Source organism: Burkholderia sp. AU16482 (genome assembly GCF_002223285.1).
Classification (GTDB): Bacteria; Pseudomonadota; Gammaproteobacteria; order Burkholderiales; family Burkholderiaceae; genus Burkholderia; species Burkholderia semiarida.
In genome coordinates, this window is record NZ_NKEY01000007.1 from 462,862 (window position 1) to 478,494 (window position 15,633).

Annotated in this window: 13 protein-coding genes; 7 read left to right on the forward strand and 6 right to left on the reverse strand. The window is 69.2% G+C overall.

Going from position 1 to position 15,633, the window contains the following annotated elements; genetic code table 11:
• The first annotated feature begins 40 nt into the window (after positions 1-40).
• Positions 41-988, forward strand: coding sequence for a LysR family transcriptional regulator (locus tag CFB35_RS29050; protein ID WP_059574787.1), 948 nt, complete (start codon positions 41-43; stop codon positions 986-988).
• A gap of 261 nt (positions 989-1,249) precedes the next feature.
• On the opposite strand, the gene CFB35_RS29060 is transcribed toward CFB35_RS29050, so the two are convergent.
• From CFB35_RS29060 to hchA, 4 genes are all read right to left on the reverse strand, one after another.
• Complete coding sequence (locus CFB35_RS29060; RefSeq protein ID WP_059574785.1) at positions 1,250-2,521, reverse strand: MFS transporter; 1,272 nt, start codon at positions 2,519-2,521, stop codon at positions 1,250-1,252.
• A gap of 382 nt (positions 2,522-2,903) precedes the next feature.
• Entirely contained in the window at positions 2,904-3,989 is a 1,086-nt protein-coding gene (locus CFB35_RS29065; protein ID WP_059574784.1) for an ATP-binding protein, read from the reverse strand.
• Entirely contained in the window at positions 3,986-4,723 is a 738-nt protein-coding gene (locus CFB35_RS29070; RefSeq protein ID WP_059574782.1) for a response regulator, read from the reverse strand. Before CFB35_RS29070 ends, CFB35_RS29065 begins: the two co-directional genes overlap by 4 nt.
• Positions 4,724-4,845: 122 nt before the next feature.
• Complete coding sequence (hchA, locus tag CFB35_RS29075; RefSeq protein ID WP_059574780.1) at positions 4,846-5,727, reverse strand: glyoxalase III HchA; 882 nt, start codon at positions 5,725-5,727, stop codon at positions 4,846-4,848.
• Positions 5,728-6,065: 338 nt separating this feature from the next.
• Here hchA and CFB35_RS29080 point away from each other — a divergent pair, with 338 nt between their 5' ends.
• Positions 6,066-7,727 (forward strand): fatty acid--CoA ligase, encoded by a 1,662-nt coding sequence (locus CFB35_RS29080; RefSeq protein WP_179231806.1) that lies wholly within the window; start codon positions 6,066-6,068, stop codon positions 7,725-7,727.
• Between the two features lie 295 nt (positions 7,728-8,022).
• Complete coding sequence (locus CFB35_RS29090) at positions 8,023-10,788, forward strand: LuxR C-terminal-related transcriptional regulator (protein ID WP_059898259.1); 2,766 nt, start codon at positions 8,023-8,025, stop codon at positions 10,786-10,788.
• 24 nt (positions 10,789-10,812) lie between these two features.
• On the opposite strand, the gene CFB35_RS29095 is transcribed toward CFB35_RS29090, so the two are convergent.
• Positions 10,813-11,685: a LysR family transcriptional regulator gene (locus CFB35_RS29095; RefSeq protein ID WP_059574811.1), complete on the reverse strand. Its 873-nt coding sequence runs from the start codon at positions 11,683-11,685 to the stop codon at positions 10,813-10,815.
• A gap of 92 nt (positions 11,686-11,777) precedes the next feature.
• Here CFB35_RS29095 and CFB35_RS29100 point away from each other — a divergent pair, with 92 nt between their 5' ends.
• From CFB35_RS29100 to CFB35_RS29110, 3 genes are all read left to right on the forward strand, one after another.
• On the forward strand, positions 11,778-12,917 hold the full coding sequence (locus tag CFB35_RS29100; protein WP_179231808.1) for an NAD(P)H-quinone oxidoreductase: 1,140 nt from the start codon (positions 11,778-11,780) through the stop codon (positions 12,915-12,917).
• A 138-nt stretch (positions 12,918-13,055) separates the two neighbouring features.
• The gene (locus CFB35_RS29105) at positions 13,056-14,039 is read left to right on the forward strand and encodes a LysR family transcriptional regulator (protein WP_059574772.1); all 984 of its coding nucleotides are present in this window, start codon (positions 13,056-13,058) and stop codon (positions 14,037-14,039) included.
• A 48-nt stretch (positions 14,040-14,087) separates the two neighbouring features.
• Entirely contained in the window at positions 14,088-14,465 is a 378-nt protein-coding gene (locus CFB35_RS29110) for a BON domain-containing protein (protein ID WP_089465895.1), read from the forward strand.
• A 127-nt stretch (positions 14,466-14,592) separates the two neighbouring features.
• Here CFB35_RS29110 and CFB35_RS29115 read toward each other — a convergent pair whose 3' ends face one another.
• Entirely contained in the window at positions 14,593-14,748 is a 156-nt protein-coding gene (locus CFB35_RS29115; RefSeq protein ID WP_006483086.1) for a DUF3309 family protein, read from the reverse strand.
• A 203-nt stretch (positions 14,749-14,951) separates the two neighbouring features.
• Between CFB35_RS29115 and CFB35_RS29120 the strand changes: the two genes are divergently transcribed.
• Positions 14,952-15,626 carry a histidine phosphatase family protein gene (locus CFB35_RS29120; protein WP_059574768.1) on the forward strand — a complete coding sequence of 225 codons (675 nt, stop codon included), beginning with the start codon at positions 14,952-14,954 and terminating at the stop codon, positions 15,624-15,626.
• Positions 15,627-15,633: the final 7 nt, after the last annotated feature.

The following is a 15,633-nucleotide window of genomic DNA, read 5'->3' on the forward strand; positions in this document are numbered from 1 at the left end:
TGAAAACTCTTGATGAATCGATAACCTGGAGTAATCAGAGATGGGCTCGATCGACCGACGAGATTCGACGCCGCAGTTGCTGAACCGGCTGCGCATGCGCCAGATCGCGCTGCTGCTGGCCGTGGACGAATGCTCGACGCTGCGTGCCGCGGCCGAGCAGATGGGCCTCACGCAACCGGCCGCGACGAAGATGCTGGCCGAGCTGGAGAGCGCGCTCGGCCAGCGGCTGTTCGATCGCATCGGGCGCGGGCTCGTGCTGAACCCGGCCGGCGAGCGCGTGCTCGGCTATTTCCGCGGCATCCGCGGCAGCATGGAGGCGCTGAACCGCGAGCTCGGCGAACTGCAGCTTGGCAGCGCGGGGCGACTCGCGATCGGCAGCATCATGGCGGCGTCGCCGGGGCGGCTGACCGAGGCGCTGGTGAGGTTGAAGGCGCGTTATCCGCTGCTCGCGATCGATATCGCGGTGGATACGAGCGACCGGCTGATGCCGCAGCTTCGCGAAGGCGTGCTCGAAGTGGTGATCGGGCGCCACGTCGGGACCGATTGCGACTTCCGCGTGGTCGACGACGAGGCGCTCGCGATCATCGCGGGCCGCGACCATCCGCTCGCGGGCGCGGGGCCCGTGGAATTCGACGCGCTGCTCGATTACGCGTGGATCCTGCAACCGGCCGGCAGCCCGGCGCGCGAGGTCGTCGAGCGCGAATTCCGCGCGCGTCACCAGCCGATGCCGCGCGGGCTCGTCGAAACGGGGTCGATCCTGACCACGATGAACCTCGTCGACCGTTCGTCGATGCTCGGCGTGATTCCGCTGACGGTCGCGCAGCGCAACGCGGCGCACGGGCTCGTCGCGATCATCGATTACACGCTCGAACAGAAGCTGCCGTCGTACGGCAGCCTCGTGCGGCGGGACCGACCGCTGAGCATTCCCGCGCAGCAGTTTCTCGCGCTGTTTCACCGGGACGGGGTAGAGGATGACGGCGCCGCATAATGGCGCGGCTTGCCAGCCGAGGCGGCCGAGTCAGCCGCGCCAGCCGCGTCGGCCGAGCAAGCCGCGCAGACCGAATCAGCCGAATCAGCCGAATCAGCCGAGCAGGCCGATCAAGCCGAGCAGGCCGATCAAGCCGCGCTGGCCGACCCAGCCGACCCAGCCGACCCAGCCGACCCAGCCGACCCACCATCGCGGAACGCAGTGAAGCGTGACGGCGACGCCAGCAAGACGGCCGCGGCAGGCGAACCAGGGCGAACGGATTCAGTGCGCCGACGGCGCCGCCGGCGCGTCCGCGAGCGCCGGTATCGATTCGGACAGCGCGCGGTCCGGGCGAATCCGCAGCGCGGCGACGATGCCGATCAGCAGCATCGCGACCGAGCCGATGAACGGCACCATCCAGCTGCCCGTGCGATCGACGAGATAGCCGAACAGGATCGGCGACAGGATTCCCGAGATCGCGGAGCCGGCGTTCATCATCCCGCTCGCGATGCCGGCGTGCGTCGGCGCGATGTCGCTCGGCACGGCCCAGATCGGTCCGATCGTCAGTTCGAGGCACAGGAACGACCCTGACAGGCACAGCGCGACACCGGCCGTCGAGTGCACGAACGCGAGCGGCAGCAGGCAGACGAGCGCGCCGACGAAGCTCGTGACGATCACGCTTTGCCGCGACATCGCGAGATTGCCGGTCTTCCGATAGATCCGGTCGCACATCCAGCCGCCGAGCGTGTCGCCGACGACGCCCGCGAAGAACACGCCGGACGCGAACAACGCGGTCGATTTCAGGTTCAAGCCCTGGCCGTTCAGGAAGAAGGTCGGCAACCACGTGAAGAACAGCCAGGCGGTCCAGCCGTAGCAGAAGTAGACGAAGATGGTTGGCGCCATGCGCCGGAACAGCGGCCCCCACGGCGTCGGGCCGGACGGTGCGGCACGGCGCGCTGCGCGCCTGCGGCCGTCGTCGTCGCCCACCGGGTGCTCGCGGAAGCCGACGATCCACCACGCGAGCCAGACGAGCGTGACCGCACCGATCACGAAGAACGCGGCGCGCCACGACAGCCATGTCATCAGCGCGGCGACGATCGGCGGCGTGACCGCGTTGCCGAGCCGCGAGAAGGAGTGCGTGAAGCCCTGCACGACGCCGCGCCGCTCGCGCGGGAACCAGTGCGTGATCGCGCGGGCCTGGGCCGGCAGCGTCGCGCCTTCGCCGACGCCGAGCAGCAGGCGCGCGGCGAACAGCAGCGTGAGGCTGTGCACGAGCCCGGTCGTGAACGTGGAGACCACCCAGATCAGCCCGCAGCCGATCAGCGTGATGCGGGCGCCGAACCGGTCGGCGATCCAGCCGCCGCCGATCTGGCAGATCGCATACGAATACGCGAATGCGGAGAACGCGATGCCGAGCTCGGTATTCGACAGCCCGAGTTCGGCCTTGATCGCGCCGGCGGCGGTCGCGAGATTGACGCGATCGACGTACAGGATGAATGAAAGCGCGCACAGCAGCCACAGTGTGTGGCGCCGTTGACGGTGGTCGTTGGGCATCTGTCTCACTCCATGTTCGTGCGCGGCGTTGCAATGACGCTGCGTTCACGGGCCGGCCCAGCATCGCGCGGCGGCGGAGACACTGTCCAATGAATCTTTGGGATCAATCGATAACCCCAGGTGTTCATTTCCGTTTCAGCCGCGCGGCTTCGGCGCGGTACGGACGCCGGCGATCGCGCGAGGGAGGAACGGAGGGATTGCGCTACGTGGCCGTCGGCACGCGGCTGACATTCGACCGTGCCGGCGCCGCGCGCGCGGGGGCGCGCGGCGCGCGGCCGGGAAGCGGGGCGGTGCCCGTGATGGCGTACACGGCGCCGGGTTCAGCCCGCCGCTCGAACAGATCGGGCGCGAACCGCGTGCGTGAGCGGGGAACGGCGTCGTGCTACGCCGGGAAGCGCGCGCTGTCGGGCGCCGGCACGAGATCGTCGGGCCACTGCACCTCGAACCGCGTGCCGCCCGCGCCGGTCGGCACGCACAGCGCTTCGCCGCGGTGCGCGCGCGCGATCGCCGCGACGACGGCGAGCCCGAGGCCCGTGCCGCCGGGTTGCGTCTCGTCGACGCGCCGGAATGCCTGGAACACGTGCGGCGCGAACTCGGCCGGGATGCCCGGGCCGTCGTCCTCGACGCGCAGCCGGCACATCCCGTTCTCGATGCGCGTCTGGATCCGGATCGCGCCGGGCACCGCGTGGCGGCGTGCGTTTTCCAGCAACGCGAGCAGCGCCTGGCGGATGCGGACCGGATCGCAGCGCATGTGCCGCGGGTCGAGATCGAATTCCGGATGCTGGCCGGCGGCCTGCAGCGCGTGCGCGAACGCGTCGACCACGGCGCGCACCTCGGCGGCGAGGTCGGTGTCGCGGATCTCGATGCTCAGGTGGCCGCTGTCGGCGAGGCTGACCACGCGCAGATCCTCGATCAGCCGCGTCAGCCCTTCGACCTGCGCGAGCAGGCTGCGGTACAGCGCGTCGCTCGGCGTGAACACGCCTTCGGCGAGGCCCTGCAGCCGCCCGCGCAGCACGGTCACGGGCGTGCGCAGTTCGTGCGCGATCGCCGCGTTCCAGAAGGTTTGCTCGGCGGTCACGCGCTGCAGCTCGCTCGCGAGCGCGTTGAAGTTGTCGGCGAGCAGCGCCGCTTCCTTCAGCGAACGGTCGCCGGCGACGGCGCGCGCCCCGAGATCGCCGCGCGCGACGCGGCGGATGCTGTCCGTCACCGAATTCAGCGGCACGAGGATGCGGCGCGACAGGTTGATCGCGACGACGACCGCGATCAACAGGCCGACCAGCGTGGTCGAGATGATCCACACCCACTCCGGCCCGCTCGGCAGCCAGCTCACCGTCTGGAACGACTGGGGCGAGTACTGGTACAGCAGGTAGTAGAACGCGTAGGCCGTCACGACGATCAGCACCGTGACGCCGAAGGCGATCGCGCCCATCGTCAGCGCGATCTGGCGGCTCAGGCCATCGAGTCTCACTCGCCGCTCCACAGTTTGTAGCCGACGCCGCGCACGCTTGCCGGCACGCCCGCGACGCCGAGATCGTCGAGTTTCTTGCGCAGCTTGCTCACGTGGCTGTCGACCGTGCGCTCCAGCGCATCGCCTTCCGGCAGGCAGGTGGCCATCAGCTCGGCGCGGCTGAACACGCGGCGCGGCGCGCGCGCGAGCTGCGCGAGCAGCTTGAATTCGGTGAGCGTCAGCACGAGCGTGCGGCGCGTGCCGTCGATTTCGACCGTCGCTTCGTGGTGCTCGAGATCGATCTCGAACGGCGCCGCGCGCAGCACGCGCTGTTCGTCCTGGCGCGCGCCGCCCATCGACCGGCGCAGCACGGCCTGCGCGCGCGCGACGACTTCGGCGGGGTTGAACGGCTTGACCACGTAGTCGTCGGCGCCGATGCGCAGCCCGGTCAGCTTGTCGATGTCCTGGTCGAGCGCGGTCAGCATGATGACCGGCGTGTCGCCGCGATGGCGAATCTCGGCGAGCACCTTCCAGCCGTCGACGTGCGGCATCTGCACGTCGAGCAGCACGAGGTCGGGCTTCAGCGACAGGTGGAGTTCGAGTGCGCGGCGGCCGTCGGCGGCGTGCACGGTGCGCAGGCCGTTGCGCGCGAAATAGGCGATCAGGATCTCGGCGATCTCGGGTTCGTCCTCGGCGATGAGGACGAGCGCTTGCGCGCCTTGGCCGGCGCCGGCAGATGAAGAAAATTCGGGCATGGCCACTCGTTCGGATCCATCGGGGTTCCATTGGATCGCCATACTACCGTACGGCCAGGTCGATCGATTGGAGACGGGCGGCCACGCCCCGGCGAGACGCCGCCCCAGGCGGCGGCAAACCGTCAGTGCCCGACTTCCTTCAGCAGCGCGGCGGCCGCGAGCTTGCCGACGCCGTTCGACGCGAGCGGGCTGTCGCCCGTGATCAGTTTGCGGTCCTGATGGCAGCGGCCGGTCATGTCCTTGTTCAGCACGCGCGCGCCGAGCTTTTCGAGGCTTTGCGCGACGAGCCACGGCAGCGGGCCCGGCATGTAGCCGATGTCGAGGTTCGGCCCGGTGTCGAGCGCATCCGGAAACACGCACATCTCGTAGTCCTTGAACGGGTAGTCGCGCGGATCTTCGTCGACGGCGGCCGACAGCAGGCATGCGGGCCCGTGACACAGCGTGACGATGTGCCGGTCGTGGTCGAGCGCCCAGCGCAGCGTACGCTTGACGTCCTTGCTGTGCGGAATGCCGGCGAGCACGCCATGGCCGCCGGGAATGAACACCGCGATATACGGCGAATCGGCGCCGGGATGCTGTTCGAGCACGTCGGACAGCTTGAGCGGCGTCTTCAGCTTCGGCAGGTACTTGCGGTAGGTGCTCTGCACGGCCTCGTCGTCCCGCGGCATCGCCCAGAGTTCGAGCTTGGCCGGATTGCCGGACAGCGTCGCGATGTCGATCTCGAAGCCGGCCTTGTCCATGTGGTGCATCGGCAGCAGCATCTCGACCGGATGATTGCCGGTCGAGAACATCTTGCCGTTCGTCATCAGGACGTAGCGCTCGTCGGTCGCGATCATCAGAACTTTCCACTTGCCGCCGGTGTACGGATTCGGATAATCCGCGCCGTCGAAGTCCGTCTTCGACGACGTGTACTGCGACAGCGAATACGGCGACGGGAAATACGCATTGTTCTCCGCCGGGTCGGGTGCCGGCGTGCGGCTCATCTGCGTCGTGTCGGAAGTCATGGCTGCTCCTTGCTGGGGAGATGGGGTAGGTGGCGGGCGCGAGCCGGAGAGGGCGATCCCGCGTCGGCGGCGCGGCCTTCCGGTCATGTCCGGTCGGGTGAGCGGGTACCCCACGGGAAGGATACGCGCTGCGATGCATCCTACAGCGGCGTGTTGCGGCGAGCGCCTCCCCGAACGGGTGGGTATCGCGTGCCAATCGCCGTGTTACGTGCACGGGCGGCCGGCGGCCGGTTTCGACAAGGGCTGGCTCCCCCCGGACAGGGGGGACGCGAAAGCCGGGCGCTCCGGTATCGTGGCCGCACGCTCGACGACCCGACCGGTTGCCCATGGAGACACTCATGAATTCGTCGTACCCGCAAGCCGAACCGGCACCGTCCGCCCACGCGTATCCGCTGCTGACCAAGCAGTTGCTTCACGCGCCGCTGGCGACGCGGCCCGAGCAGGAGATCGTGTACGGCGACCGCGTCCGGCACGACTACTGGGCGTTCCGGCATCGCATCGGGCAGCTCGCGAGCGGGCTGTCGTCGATCGGCGTCGGCGCGGGCGACGTCGTCGCCGTGCTGGATTGGGACAGCCATCGCTACCTCGAGTGCTACCACGCGATTCCGATGATGGGCGCGGTGCTGATGACGGCCAATGTCCGGCTGTCGCCCGACCAGTTGCTGTATACGCTCGACCATTCGGGTGCACGCGTGGTGCTGGTTCACCGCGATTTCCTGCCGTTGCTGGCGGGCATGCGCGACCGGCTCGACTCGGTGCGGCACGTCGTGCTGATCGCCGACGGCGACGACATCGACCTGCCTGACGGCTTCGCCGACGAATACGAGCGGCTCGTCGCGGCCGGTTCGCCCGATTTCGCGTTCCCCGATTTCGACGAGCACACCCGCGCGACGACGTTCTACACGACGGGCACCACCGGCCTGCCGAAGGCCGTCGCGTTCACGCATCGCCAGCTCGTGCTGCATACGCTCGCGGGCATGGCGGCGTTGTCGAGCGCGCGCGATCGCGGCCGCGTGCATCGCGACGACGTCTACATGCCGATCACGCCGATGTTCCACGTGCACGCATGGGGGATGCCTTACATCGCGACCGCGCTCGGGCTCAAGCAGGTCTATCCGGGCCGTTATTCGCCGGACGGACTGGTCGCGCTGATCGCGCGCGAAGCGGTAACGTTCTCGCATTGCGTGCCGACGCTGCTCGCGACGATTCTCGACAGCCCGGCGTCGGCGGCGGCCGACCTGTCGGCGTGGAAGGTGATCGTCGGCGGCTCGCCGCTGTCCGACGGGCTCGCGCGGGCAGCGCTCGCGCGCGGGATCGAGGTCTACACCGGATACGGGATGTCGGAAACCTGCCCGCTGATGACGATCGCGCAGATCGACCCGCCGCGGGCGGGCGGCGGCGCGTCGGCCGACGACGACATCGCGCGCCGGACGAAGGCGGGCTTGCCGTTGCCGCTCGTCGACCTGCGCATCGTCGACGCGCAGTGTCGCGACGTGCCGCACGACGGCCGGTCGGCGGGCGAGGTCGTCGTGCGGATGCCGTGGGCGACGCCCGGCTATCTCGGCGACGCGCAGGCGTCGGCCGCGCTGTGGGCGGGCGGCTACCTGCATACGAACGACATCGGCGTGATCGATCCCGACGGCCGGCTGCAGATCACCGACCGGATCAAGGACGTGATCAAGACGGGCGGCGAATGGGTGTCGTCGCTCGAACTCGAGGACATCCTGTCGCGCCACCCGGCCGTGCGGGAGGCAGCGGTGATCGGCGTGAAGGATGCGCGCTGGGGCGAGCGTCCGCTCGCGCTGGTCGTCCTGACCGACGAGCAGGTCGGCCGCGTCGGGCCGGACGAGCTGAAAGCGCATGTGAAGCAGGTGGCCGACCGCGGGCTGATCTCGCGCTATGCGGTGCCGGAACGGCTGCTGATCGTCGACGCGATCGAGAAGACGAGCGTCGGGAAGATCGACAAGCGCGCGCTGCGCGAGCGCTACCAGCCCGATTGAGCGGCGCGTCCGGCCGCCGCCGGCGCCGGCCGCTCGGGACGAGGCGACTTCCTCGCCTCCAGATACCCCCCGAATGGGGGGCTGAACAGCGCGCGCCGGTTCGAGAACAATGCGGGTCCCATGTCGCGGCCGATATGCGCTGCGTGCGCACACGCCGGTACGGACATCACCTACTTTTGACGGCCGGCGCCGAATCGTTATGCTGTTTGCGGCGCACGGCGAGACTGGGCCCGGTCGACGGCTTCGCTCGCGGTGCCGGCGGACACGCGATCAGCGCGAGGAGAACAGGAGCAGCATGGCGCCGACGGACAGCAGACAACCGGCCCGCCCGCCGGACACCGATGCGATCGAAGTGCTGGTGCGCACGAAGCTGGCGCCGGCGTCGGCCCGCGGGATCGTGGCGCGCATCGCGCGGCTCGGGCGGCTCGGGCGTGGCCTCGACCGTCGGCTGACGCTCGTGAGCGCGCCGGCCGGTTACGGCAAGACCACGCTGCTGGCGGAGTGGCGCCAGGCACTGGTGGCGTCGGGCGTGAAAGTCGCGTGGGTGAGTCTCGACCAGGACGACGACAACGCGTCGATCTTCGCGTCATACGTGGTCGCCGCGATCGTCGACGCGACCGGCGGCGTCGGCGCCCGCGCGCGGCAGTTGTTGCGCGATCGCGCGCTGATTCCGCTGAAGACCGTATTCGACGAACTGCTCAACGAACTGGACAGCGCGGGCGTCGACCTGTTCCTGATGCTCGACGACTTCGATCGCCTCGCGTCGCCGGTCATCCACGACGCGATGTTCGATCTGCTGCGCTACGCGCCGTCGAACCTGCATGTCGTGCTGTCGTGCCGCTCGGTGCCCGCGTTGCCGCTCAGCTATTTCGAGTCGCGCGACGAGCTGGTGCGGGTGGACGAGAACGACCTGCGCTTCGACGACGCGGAGACGCGCGCATTCTTCGAGCGGGTGGCCGGCAAGCCGCTCAATGCGGAAAACGTCGGGCGCCTTCGCGCGGCGACCGAAGGCTGGGTGTCGGGCCTGCAACTGGCGGCCCTGGCGCTGCACGACGACAGCGACGCGGCGCGCGTGGCCGAACAGGTCGGCCGCGCGCGTGCCGGCATCGCCGCGTACATGAACGAGAACGTGATGACGCAGGTGCCGGACGCGATCCGCCACTTCCTGCTGCATACGGCGGTGCTCGACCGGATGACGCCGGCGCTGTGCGATGCGCTGACCGGTCGCGACGATGCGCTCGACTGCCTCGAATGGCTGAGCGCGCACAACCTCTTCATCCGGTCGATCGACGGCGACCGCCAGCGCTACCGTTATCACGCGCTGTTCCTGCACTACCTGCGGGAGGAGCTGGCGCTGCGGGAGCCCGGCGCGGTGGCCGCGCTGCATCGCCGCGCGAGCGCGTGGTACGCGGCCGAGCGGCAATGGCCGGACGCGGTCAGGCACGCGCTCGCGGCCGGCGACTTCGACGCGGCCGCCGGCTGGGTCGAGGCGTGCGCGATGAAGCTCATCGCGTCGAGCGACGTGCGTACCGTGCTCGACTGGGTGTCGCGCCTGCCCGCGCAGGCGCTGACGGGCCGCCTGCGGCTGCGGATCGCGCATACGTGGGCGCTCGCGCTGTCGATGCAGATCGTCGATGCGCGGCGCGCGCTGGAAGCGCTGGAAGCCGACATCGAGATCGGGCGGCTCGATACCGATGCCGTCACGGCGACCGAACTGCTGGCCGTGCGCGCGCTGATCGCCGGGCTGTCGGATCGCAGCATCGAATCGCTGCAGCTCGGCGAGCGCGTGCTGGCGGCCGCACCGCCGGCCGGTTCCTGGGTCGAGCAGATCGGGCAGACGACGCTGATCTTCGGGCTGGGCTACGCGGGCCGCCTCGGCGACGTGCTGGATCTCGGCGCGCGCGCGGAGCACGCGGCGTCGGGGCACGAGCCGCTTTACGCGAACGTGTACCGCCAGAACATGGCGGGCCTGGCCGAGTTCGTCGCCGGGCGGCTGCACGACGCGTCGAAGACGTTCGAGACGGCACTGCGGGCCGCCGAACGCTCGGCGGGGCGCCTGTCGGCGGCGACGGCGCTGTCGGCCGGCTACCTGTCGGCGATCTATTACGAATGGAACGACTGGGCGAAGGTGCGCGACGCCCAGGCCGACCGCTTCGACATCGCGATGCAGGCTTGTTCGCTCGGGCCGTTGCTGAGGTTCATGCAGACTGCCGCGCTGCTGCAATTCCGGTCGGGGAACGACGCGCGCGCGCACGACATACTCGACGAAGCCGATCACATCGCATGCAGCCGGCAATGGCTGCGGTTGCGCGTCGCATGCATGGCGACCGGCATCCGGCTGCATCTCGCCGCCGGCCAGCCGACACAGGCCCATCGTGTGGGGCGCGCGCTGGCGTCGCTGGTGTCGCCCGTGCCGCCGGACGAAGCGTCGAGCCACGTCGAGACGTGGCAGATGGCGCAATCCGCGCAGGCAAGGCTGCTGCTTGCCGATGCGCGCGCGAACGAAGCCGCGCAGTGCATGGCGACCGTACATGCGGTGCTGGCCGCGCGCGGATTCGACTGGTTCGCGGCGCAGGCCGCCGCGTTGCATGCGATCGCGCTCGATCAGGCGGGCGACGAAAGCGCGGCGCTCGCGGCGTTGGCGCGTGCGCTCGAATACGGCCAGGGCAACGGGCTCGTCCGAACCTTCGTCGACGAAGGGGCGGCGGCCGAGCGTCTGCTGGCGCGCGTACAGAAGCGTGCCGACCGCTTTCCGGCAGTCGGCGCGTGGTATCTGCGCGATCTGGCCCGTGCGTTCGACGCGCAGCGGGCATCGAGCGGGGCGCCGGCCGCGCGGCAGGGTGCGCCCGGCAACCTCAGCGCACGTGAAGTCGAGATTCTCGACTACGTCGCGCGCGGCCTGTCGAACAAGGAAATCGCCCGCGCGCTGCGCGTCGCGCCGGAGACGATCAAGTGGCACCTGAAGAACATCTTCGAGAAGCTCAACGTGACGTCGCGCATCCAGGCGGTGCGCAGCGGGCTGGCGCTCGATGCGTCACGGGTGCGACGCGACGACGAATGACCGGCTGACGCGGCGCCGCCCGCGTCAGCCGTGCGCGGCGAACGCGGCCACGATCTCGTCGATCGCCGCGCGGATCCGTGCGGTGTGGCGCAGGTCGCGGTGCGTGACGAGCCAGACCTCGTACGGCGACTCGCGCACGCGGTCCGGCCAGATGCGTGCGAGCCCGTCGCGCTCCCCCATGTGGACGGGAATCTCGCCGACGCCGAGGCCCGCGCGCAGCGCCGCACGCAGCATCAGGTTCGAGTTCGTGCGCGTGACGATGCGCCCGCCGTCGATCGGTTCGCCGGCGAGGGTCGGCTGGCGGCTGGCCTCGACGTACGGCTGGTAGACGGCGAGGTCGTGGCCCGCGAACGCGCGGCCGCGCTCGGGCTCGCCGTGCCGGTGCAGATAGTCGGGCGACGCGAACAGGCCCATGTCCCAGCGTGCGAGACGGCGCGCGACCAGATCGGGGTTCTCGGGCCGCACCGTGCGGATCGCGATATCGGCTTCGCGTTTCGCGAGATTCAGGATGTGGGTCGACGTGTTCAGCGCGACGGAGACGTCGGGATGTTTCGCGTGCAGCCGCGCGATCGACGGCATCACGAACTCGATCGCGAGCGCGTCGGTCGTCGTGATCTTCACCTCGCCGGCGAGCCGCCGGTCGACGCCCTGCGTCAGTCGCACCAGCTCGTGCGCGTGCTGTTCCATCGCCTCGGCGGCGCGCAGCGCCAGTTCGCCGACCGGCGTGGGCAGATAGCCTTTCGACGAGCGCAGGAACAGCGTCGCGCCGAGCATGTGCTCGAGCGTCGCGAGCCGCCGCCCGACCGTCGCCTGATCGACGCCGAGCGTGCGCGCCGCGCGGCGCAGCGTGCGCTCGCGATGGATCGCAAGAAAGACGCGCGCGTCGTCCCAGTTCATCGTGTGTCCCGACTGATGCATTTTTGCATTCCCCGACCGGTAATTCGCTGCGTGCCCGCACGCGGCATCGCCCATAGACTGGCTTCACTTACATGGCGATGCCGCGATTCGGGGATGGCCCGCGAATCGGCCGTGCATCGACGAACGTTGAGGATCATATCGTGACTGATGACGCGAACGCTCTTCCCACCCACATGACGGCGATCGAAATCGTGCGTCCCGGCGGCCCCGACGTGCTCGTGCCCGCGACCCGCGCCGTACCGGCGCCTGGCCCCGGCGACGTGCTGATCCGGATTCACGCGGCCGGCGTCAACGGCCCCGACGTATTCCAGCGCAAGGGGCTGTACGATCCGCCGCCTGGCGCGTCCGACATTCCCGGCCTCGAGATCGCCGGCGAGGTCGTCGCGATCGGGCGCGACGTCACGCGGTTCGCCGTCGGCGATCGTGTCTGCGCGCTGATTCCCGGCGGCGGCTACGCGGAGTACGCGGTGGCGAACGAGAGCAACACGCTCGCGATTCCCGACGGCCTCGGGATGGCCGAGGCGGCGGCGCTGCCGGAAACCTTCATGACGGTGTGGCTGAATCTGTTTCAGCGCGGTGGGTTCAAAGCCGGCGAAAGCGTGCTGATCCACGGCGGCGCGTCGGGCATCGGCACGACGGCGACGATGCTGGCGAAGGCGTTCGGCGCATCGTCGATCGTCACGACCGTCGGGTCGGACGCGCAGCGCGACGCGAGCATGCGGCTCGGCGCGGATCTCGCGATCGACTATCGCAGCGAGGATTTCGTCGACGCGGTCGCGCGCTTCACGGGCGGCAAGGGTGTCGACGTGGTCGTCGACATCATCGCGGGCGACTACGTCGCGCGTAATTTCGCGGCGGCCGCGATGAACGGGCGCATCGTGCAGATCGGCGTGATCAATGGCCCCGCGAAGGAGCTCGACCTGTTTCCGATGCTGACGAAGCGGCTCACGCACATCGGCTCGACGCTGCGCTCGCGCACCTACGCGGAGAAGGCGCAGATCATTCGCGAGCTCGAGGAGGCAGTGTGGCCGCTGATCCGGCAAGGCACGGTCAAGCCGCAGGTCTATCGGCTGTTCGATCTGCGCGACGCGCGCGCGGCGCACGAGCTGATGGATTCGGGGCGGCATATCGGCAAGATCGTGCTGGCGACGCCGGCCGCGGATCGTTCGATTCGGGCGGCCGTCGATGCAAACGCCAAGCATTCCACATGATCGGCCGACGCTTCAGCCCCCCGGTCGGGGGGCTGAAGCCGCGGCGCGGATGGCCCGACAATCGACGACATCGAATGCGCCGCCGCGCCCCGCCGGCGCGTCGCATGGATGCAGCACCGGACCGGACGATCAATCGAAATGGACATGCTCGAAAACATGCGGACATTCGTGCGCGTCGTGCAGGCCGGCAGCTTCACCGCCGTCGCGAAACAGGCCGATATGGCGACCGCGCAGGTGTCGCGGGCCGTCGCGAGCCTGGAGGCGTATGCGCAGATTCGGCTGCTGAACCGGACCACCCGAAAAATCGCGCTGACCGACAGCGGGCGCCGCTATTTCGAGCGCCTGCAATCGATCCTGGGCGAGGTCGACCAGGCGAATGCCGAGGCCCGGAACGCGCTGATCCGTCCGTACGGACGCTTGCGCGTGCATACGATGCCGGGGCTCGGACAGAGCCACGTGACCGCGTCGGCGGTCGCCTATCGGGCGCGCTTTCCCGAAGTCGCCATCGAGATGACTTATTCGCAACGGATGCCCAATCTCGTCGAGGAAGGCTACGACGTCTCGGTCGTGACGGCCGCGAGCCTGCCCGACTCCGCCTGCATCGCGCATTCATGCGGCACGTCTTTCAGCGTGCTGGTCGCGTCGCCGGCCTACCTCGCCCGCTACGGCGCGCCGTCCGTGCCCGCCGACCTGGCGCGCCATACCTGCCTGCGCCTCGACACGCCGGCGGAAGCGAACGACGAATGGCTGCTGCACGGCCCCGGCGGCCAGACCGCGTCGCATGCGGTAACGGCCGCGCCGTTTCACGCGAATGCGCCGGAAGCGCTGTCGATCGCGCTGTGTGCGGGACTCGGCATCGGCTCGCTCGCGATCTATTCGGCGATCGACGACCTGCGCAGCGGGCGGCTCGTGCGCGTGCTGCCGGACTACCGGCTGACGATGCTCGACGTGTACGCGATGTATGCGTCGCGCCGCTTCGTGGACGCGAAGGTCCGCACTTTCATCGACCATCTGCGTGCGACGTTGTCGCCCGCGCTGAAAGCCGACGTGCGTGCGCTTGACGCGCTCACGGCGCCGCACGGGCGCGACCGCGCCCGTGGGTTGTCCGGTGTCACGGCCTGACGGCCGGCCCATTCGTCGTACCCGTTCGTTCCTGTCCAGGAGAATCCGATGAAGTCCCGTTTTGCAATCGTCGTTGCAGGTTTCGTTGCGTTGTCGCCGCTGGCCGGTCATGCGCAGTCCGCCACGGCCGCCGCACCCGCCGAGCAGGCGTCGTCGGCGCCCGCGTCGCCACGCGCGGCGAAGAAGGCCGAACGCGCGGCCGACCGTGCATTCGCGAAGAAGGTTCGCCAGGCGATCGTCAGAGCGCCCGGCGTCGATCATGCGCAGGTCACCGTGTTCGCGAACGCGAAGACGGGCGACGTGACGCTGGCCGGGCAGATCACCGACGAGTCCCAAGACCGGGCAGCGGTGGATGCGGCCCGCCGGGTAGCGGGCGTGACGTCGGTGAAGAGCAGGCTCCAGTTGCGTCTGGAGGGCGGCCAGTAACGGGCCGCGTCGACGGCATCGGGTGCATGTCTTCGCGGGCTTCGTCGTGTAAAGAATCCACGGCGAAGGCTGCGGAAGGCACGCACCCGTGCCGGCTGTGACGCGTCCCCTCGCCGGTGCCGGAGCGTCAGATCCGACCGAGCAACACCAGTATCACGACAATGACGACGATCAGCCCGACGGTCCCCGATGGCCAGTAGCCCCAGCTTCGGCTATGCGGCCATGCAGGAAATGCTCCGATGAGCAGCAGAATCAGAACGATGATGAGGATCGTACCGAGCATCGCATCCCTCCTGGATTTATTCGACACGGTGTGGGCTGACGCAATTCGCGTGCCGCGACGCGGTGGCCGACGAAAGCGGGCGCGAGGGCGTCGTTTGGATGCTCTGTATTCACACGATGAATGCGCGGTGATTCAAAAAATAAATTTCAAAAATGCCCGCCCGGTCGCTATGCTGGGCCTTCGGTTTTCCTCGGGCGAGTGCAATGGCTGAACTCTTTCTGGTACGGCACGGGCAGGCGTCGTTCGGCACCGACGACTACGACCGGCTGTCCGCGGCGGGCGACCAGCAGGGCGCCTGGCTCGGCGAATACTTCGCGCGGCAGGGCCTGACGTTCGACCGCGTGATCTGCGGCACGATGAACCGTCATGCGCAGACGGTCGCCGCGATCCTGCGCGGAATGGGCCGCGAAGGCGTCGCGGTCGACCGCCATCCGGGCCTGAACGAATACGATTTCCACGGCCTGTTCGCGGCAGCCGCCAGCGACTACCCGGAGATCGCGCGGCTCGCGGCCGGCTCGATGAAGGAGCACTTTCGCGCGCTGCGGCAGGTGCTGCAACTGTGGACCGAGGACAAGCTAGGCGATGCGGCGCCCGAAACCTGGGCTCATTTCCAGCAGCGCGTGGCCGCCGCGCGCGCGGCGATCCGCGCAGGCGGCGGCCGGCGCGTGCTGGCGGTGAGCTCCGGCGGCCCGATCGCGGTCACCGTGCAGCAAGTGCTCGCGGCGCCGCCGTCGAGCGCGATCGCGCTGAACTTGCAGATCCGCAACAGCAGTCTTTCGCAGTTTTTCTTCAACGCCGACGCGTTCCACCTCGCGTCGTTCAACGGTATCCCGCATCTGGAGGATCCCGAACGACACGCGCTGCGCACCTACGGCTGACCCACGA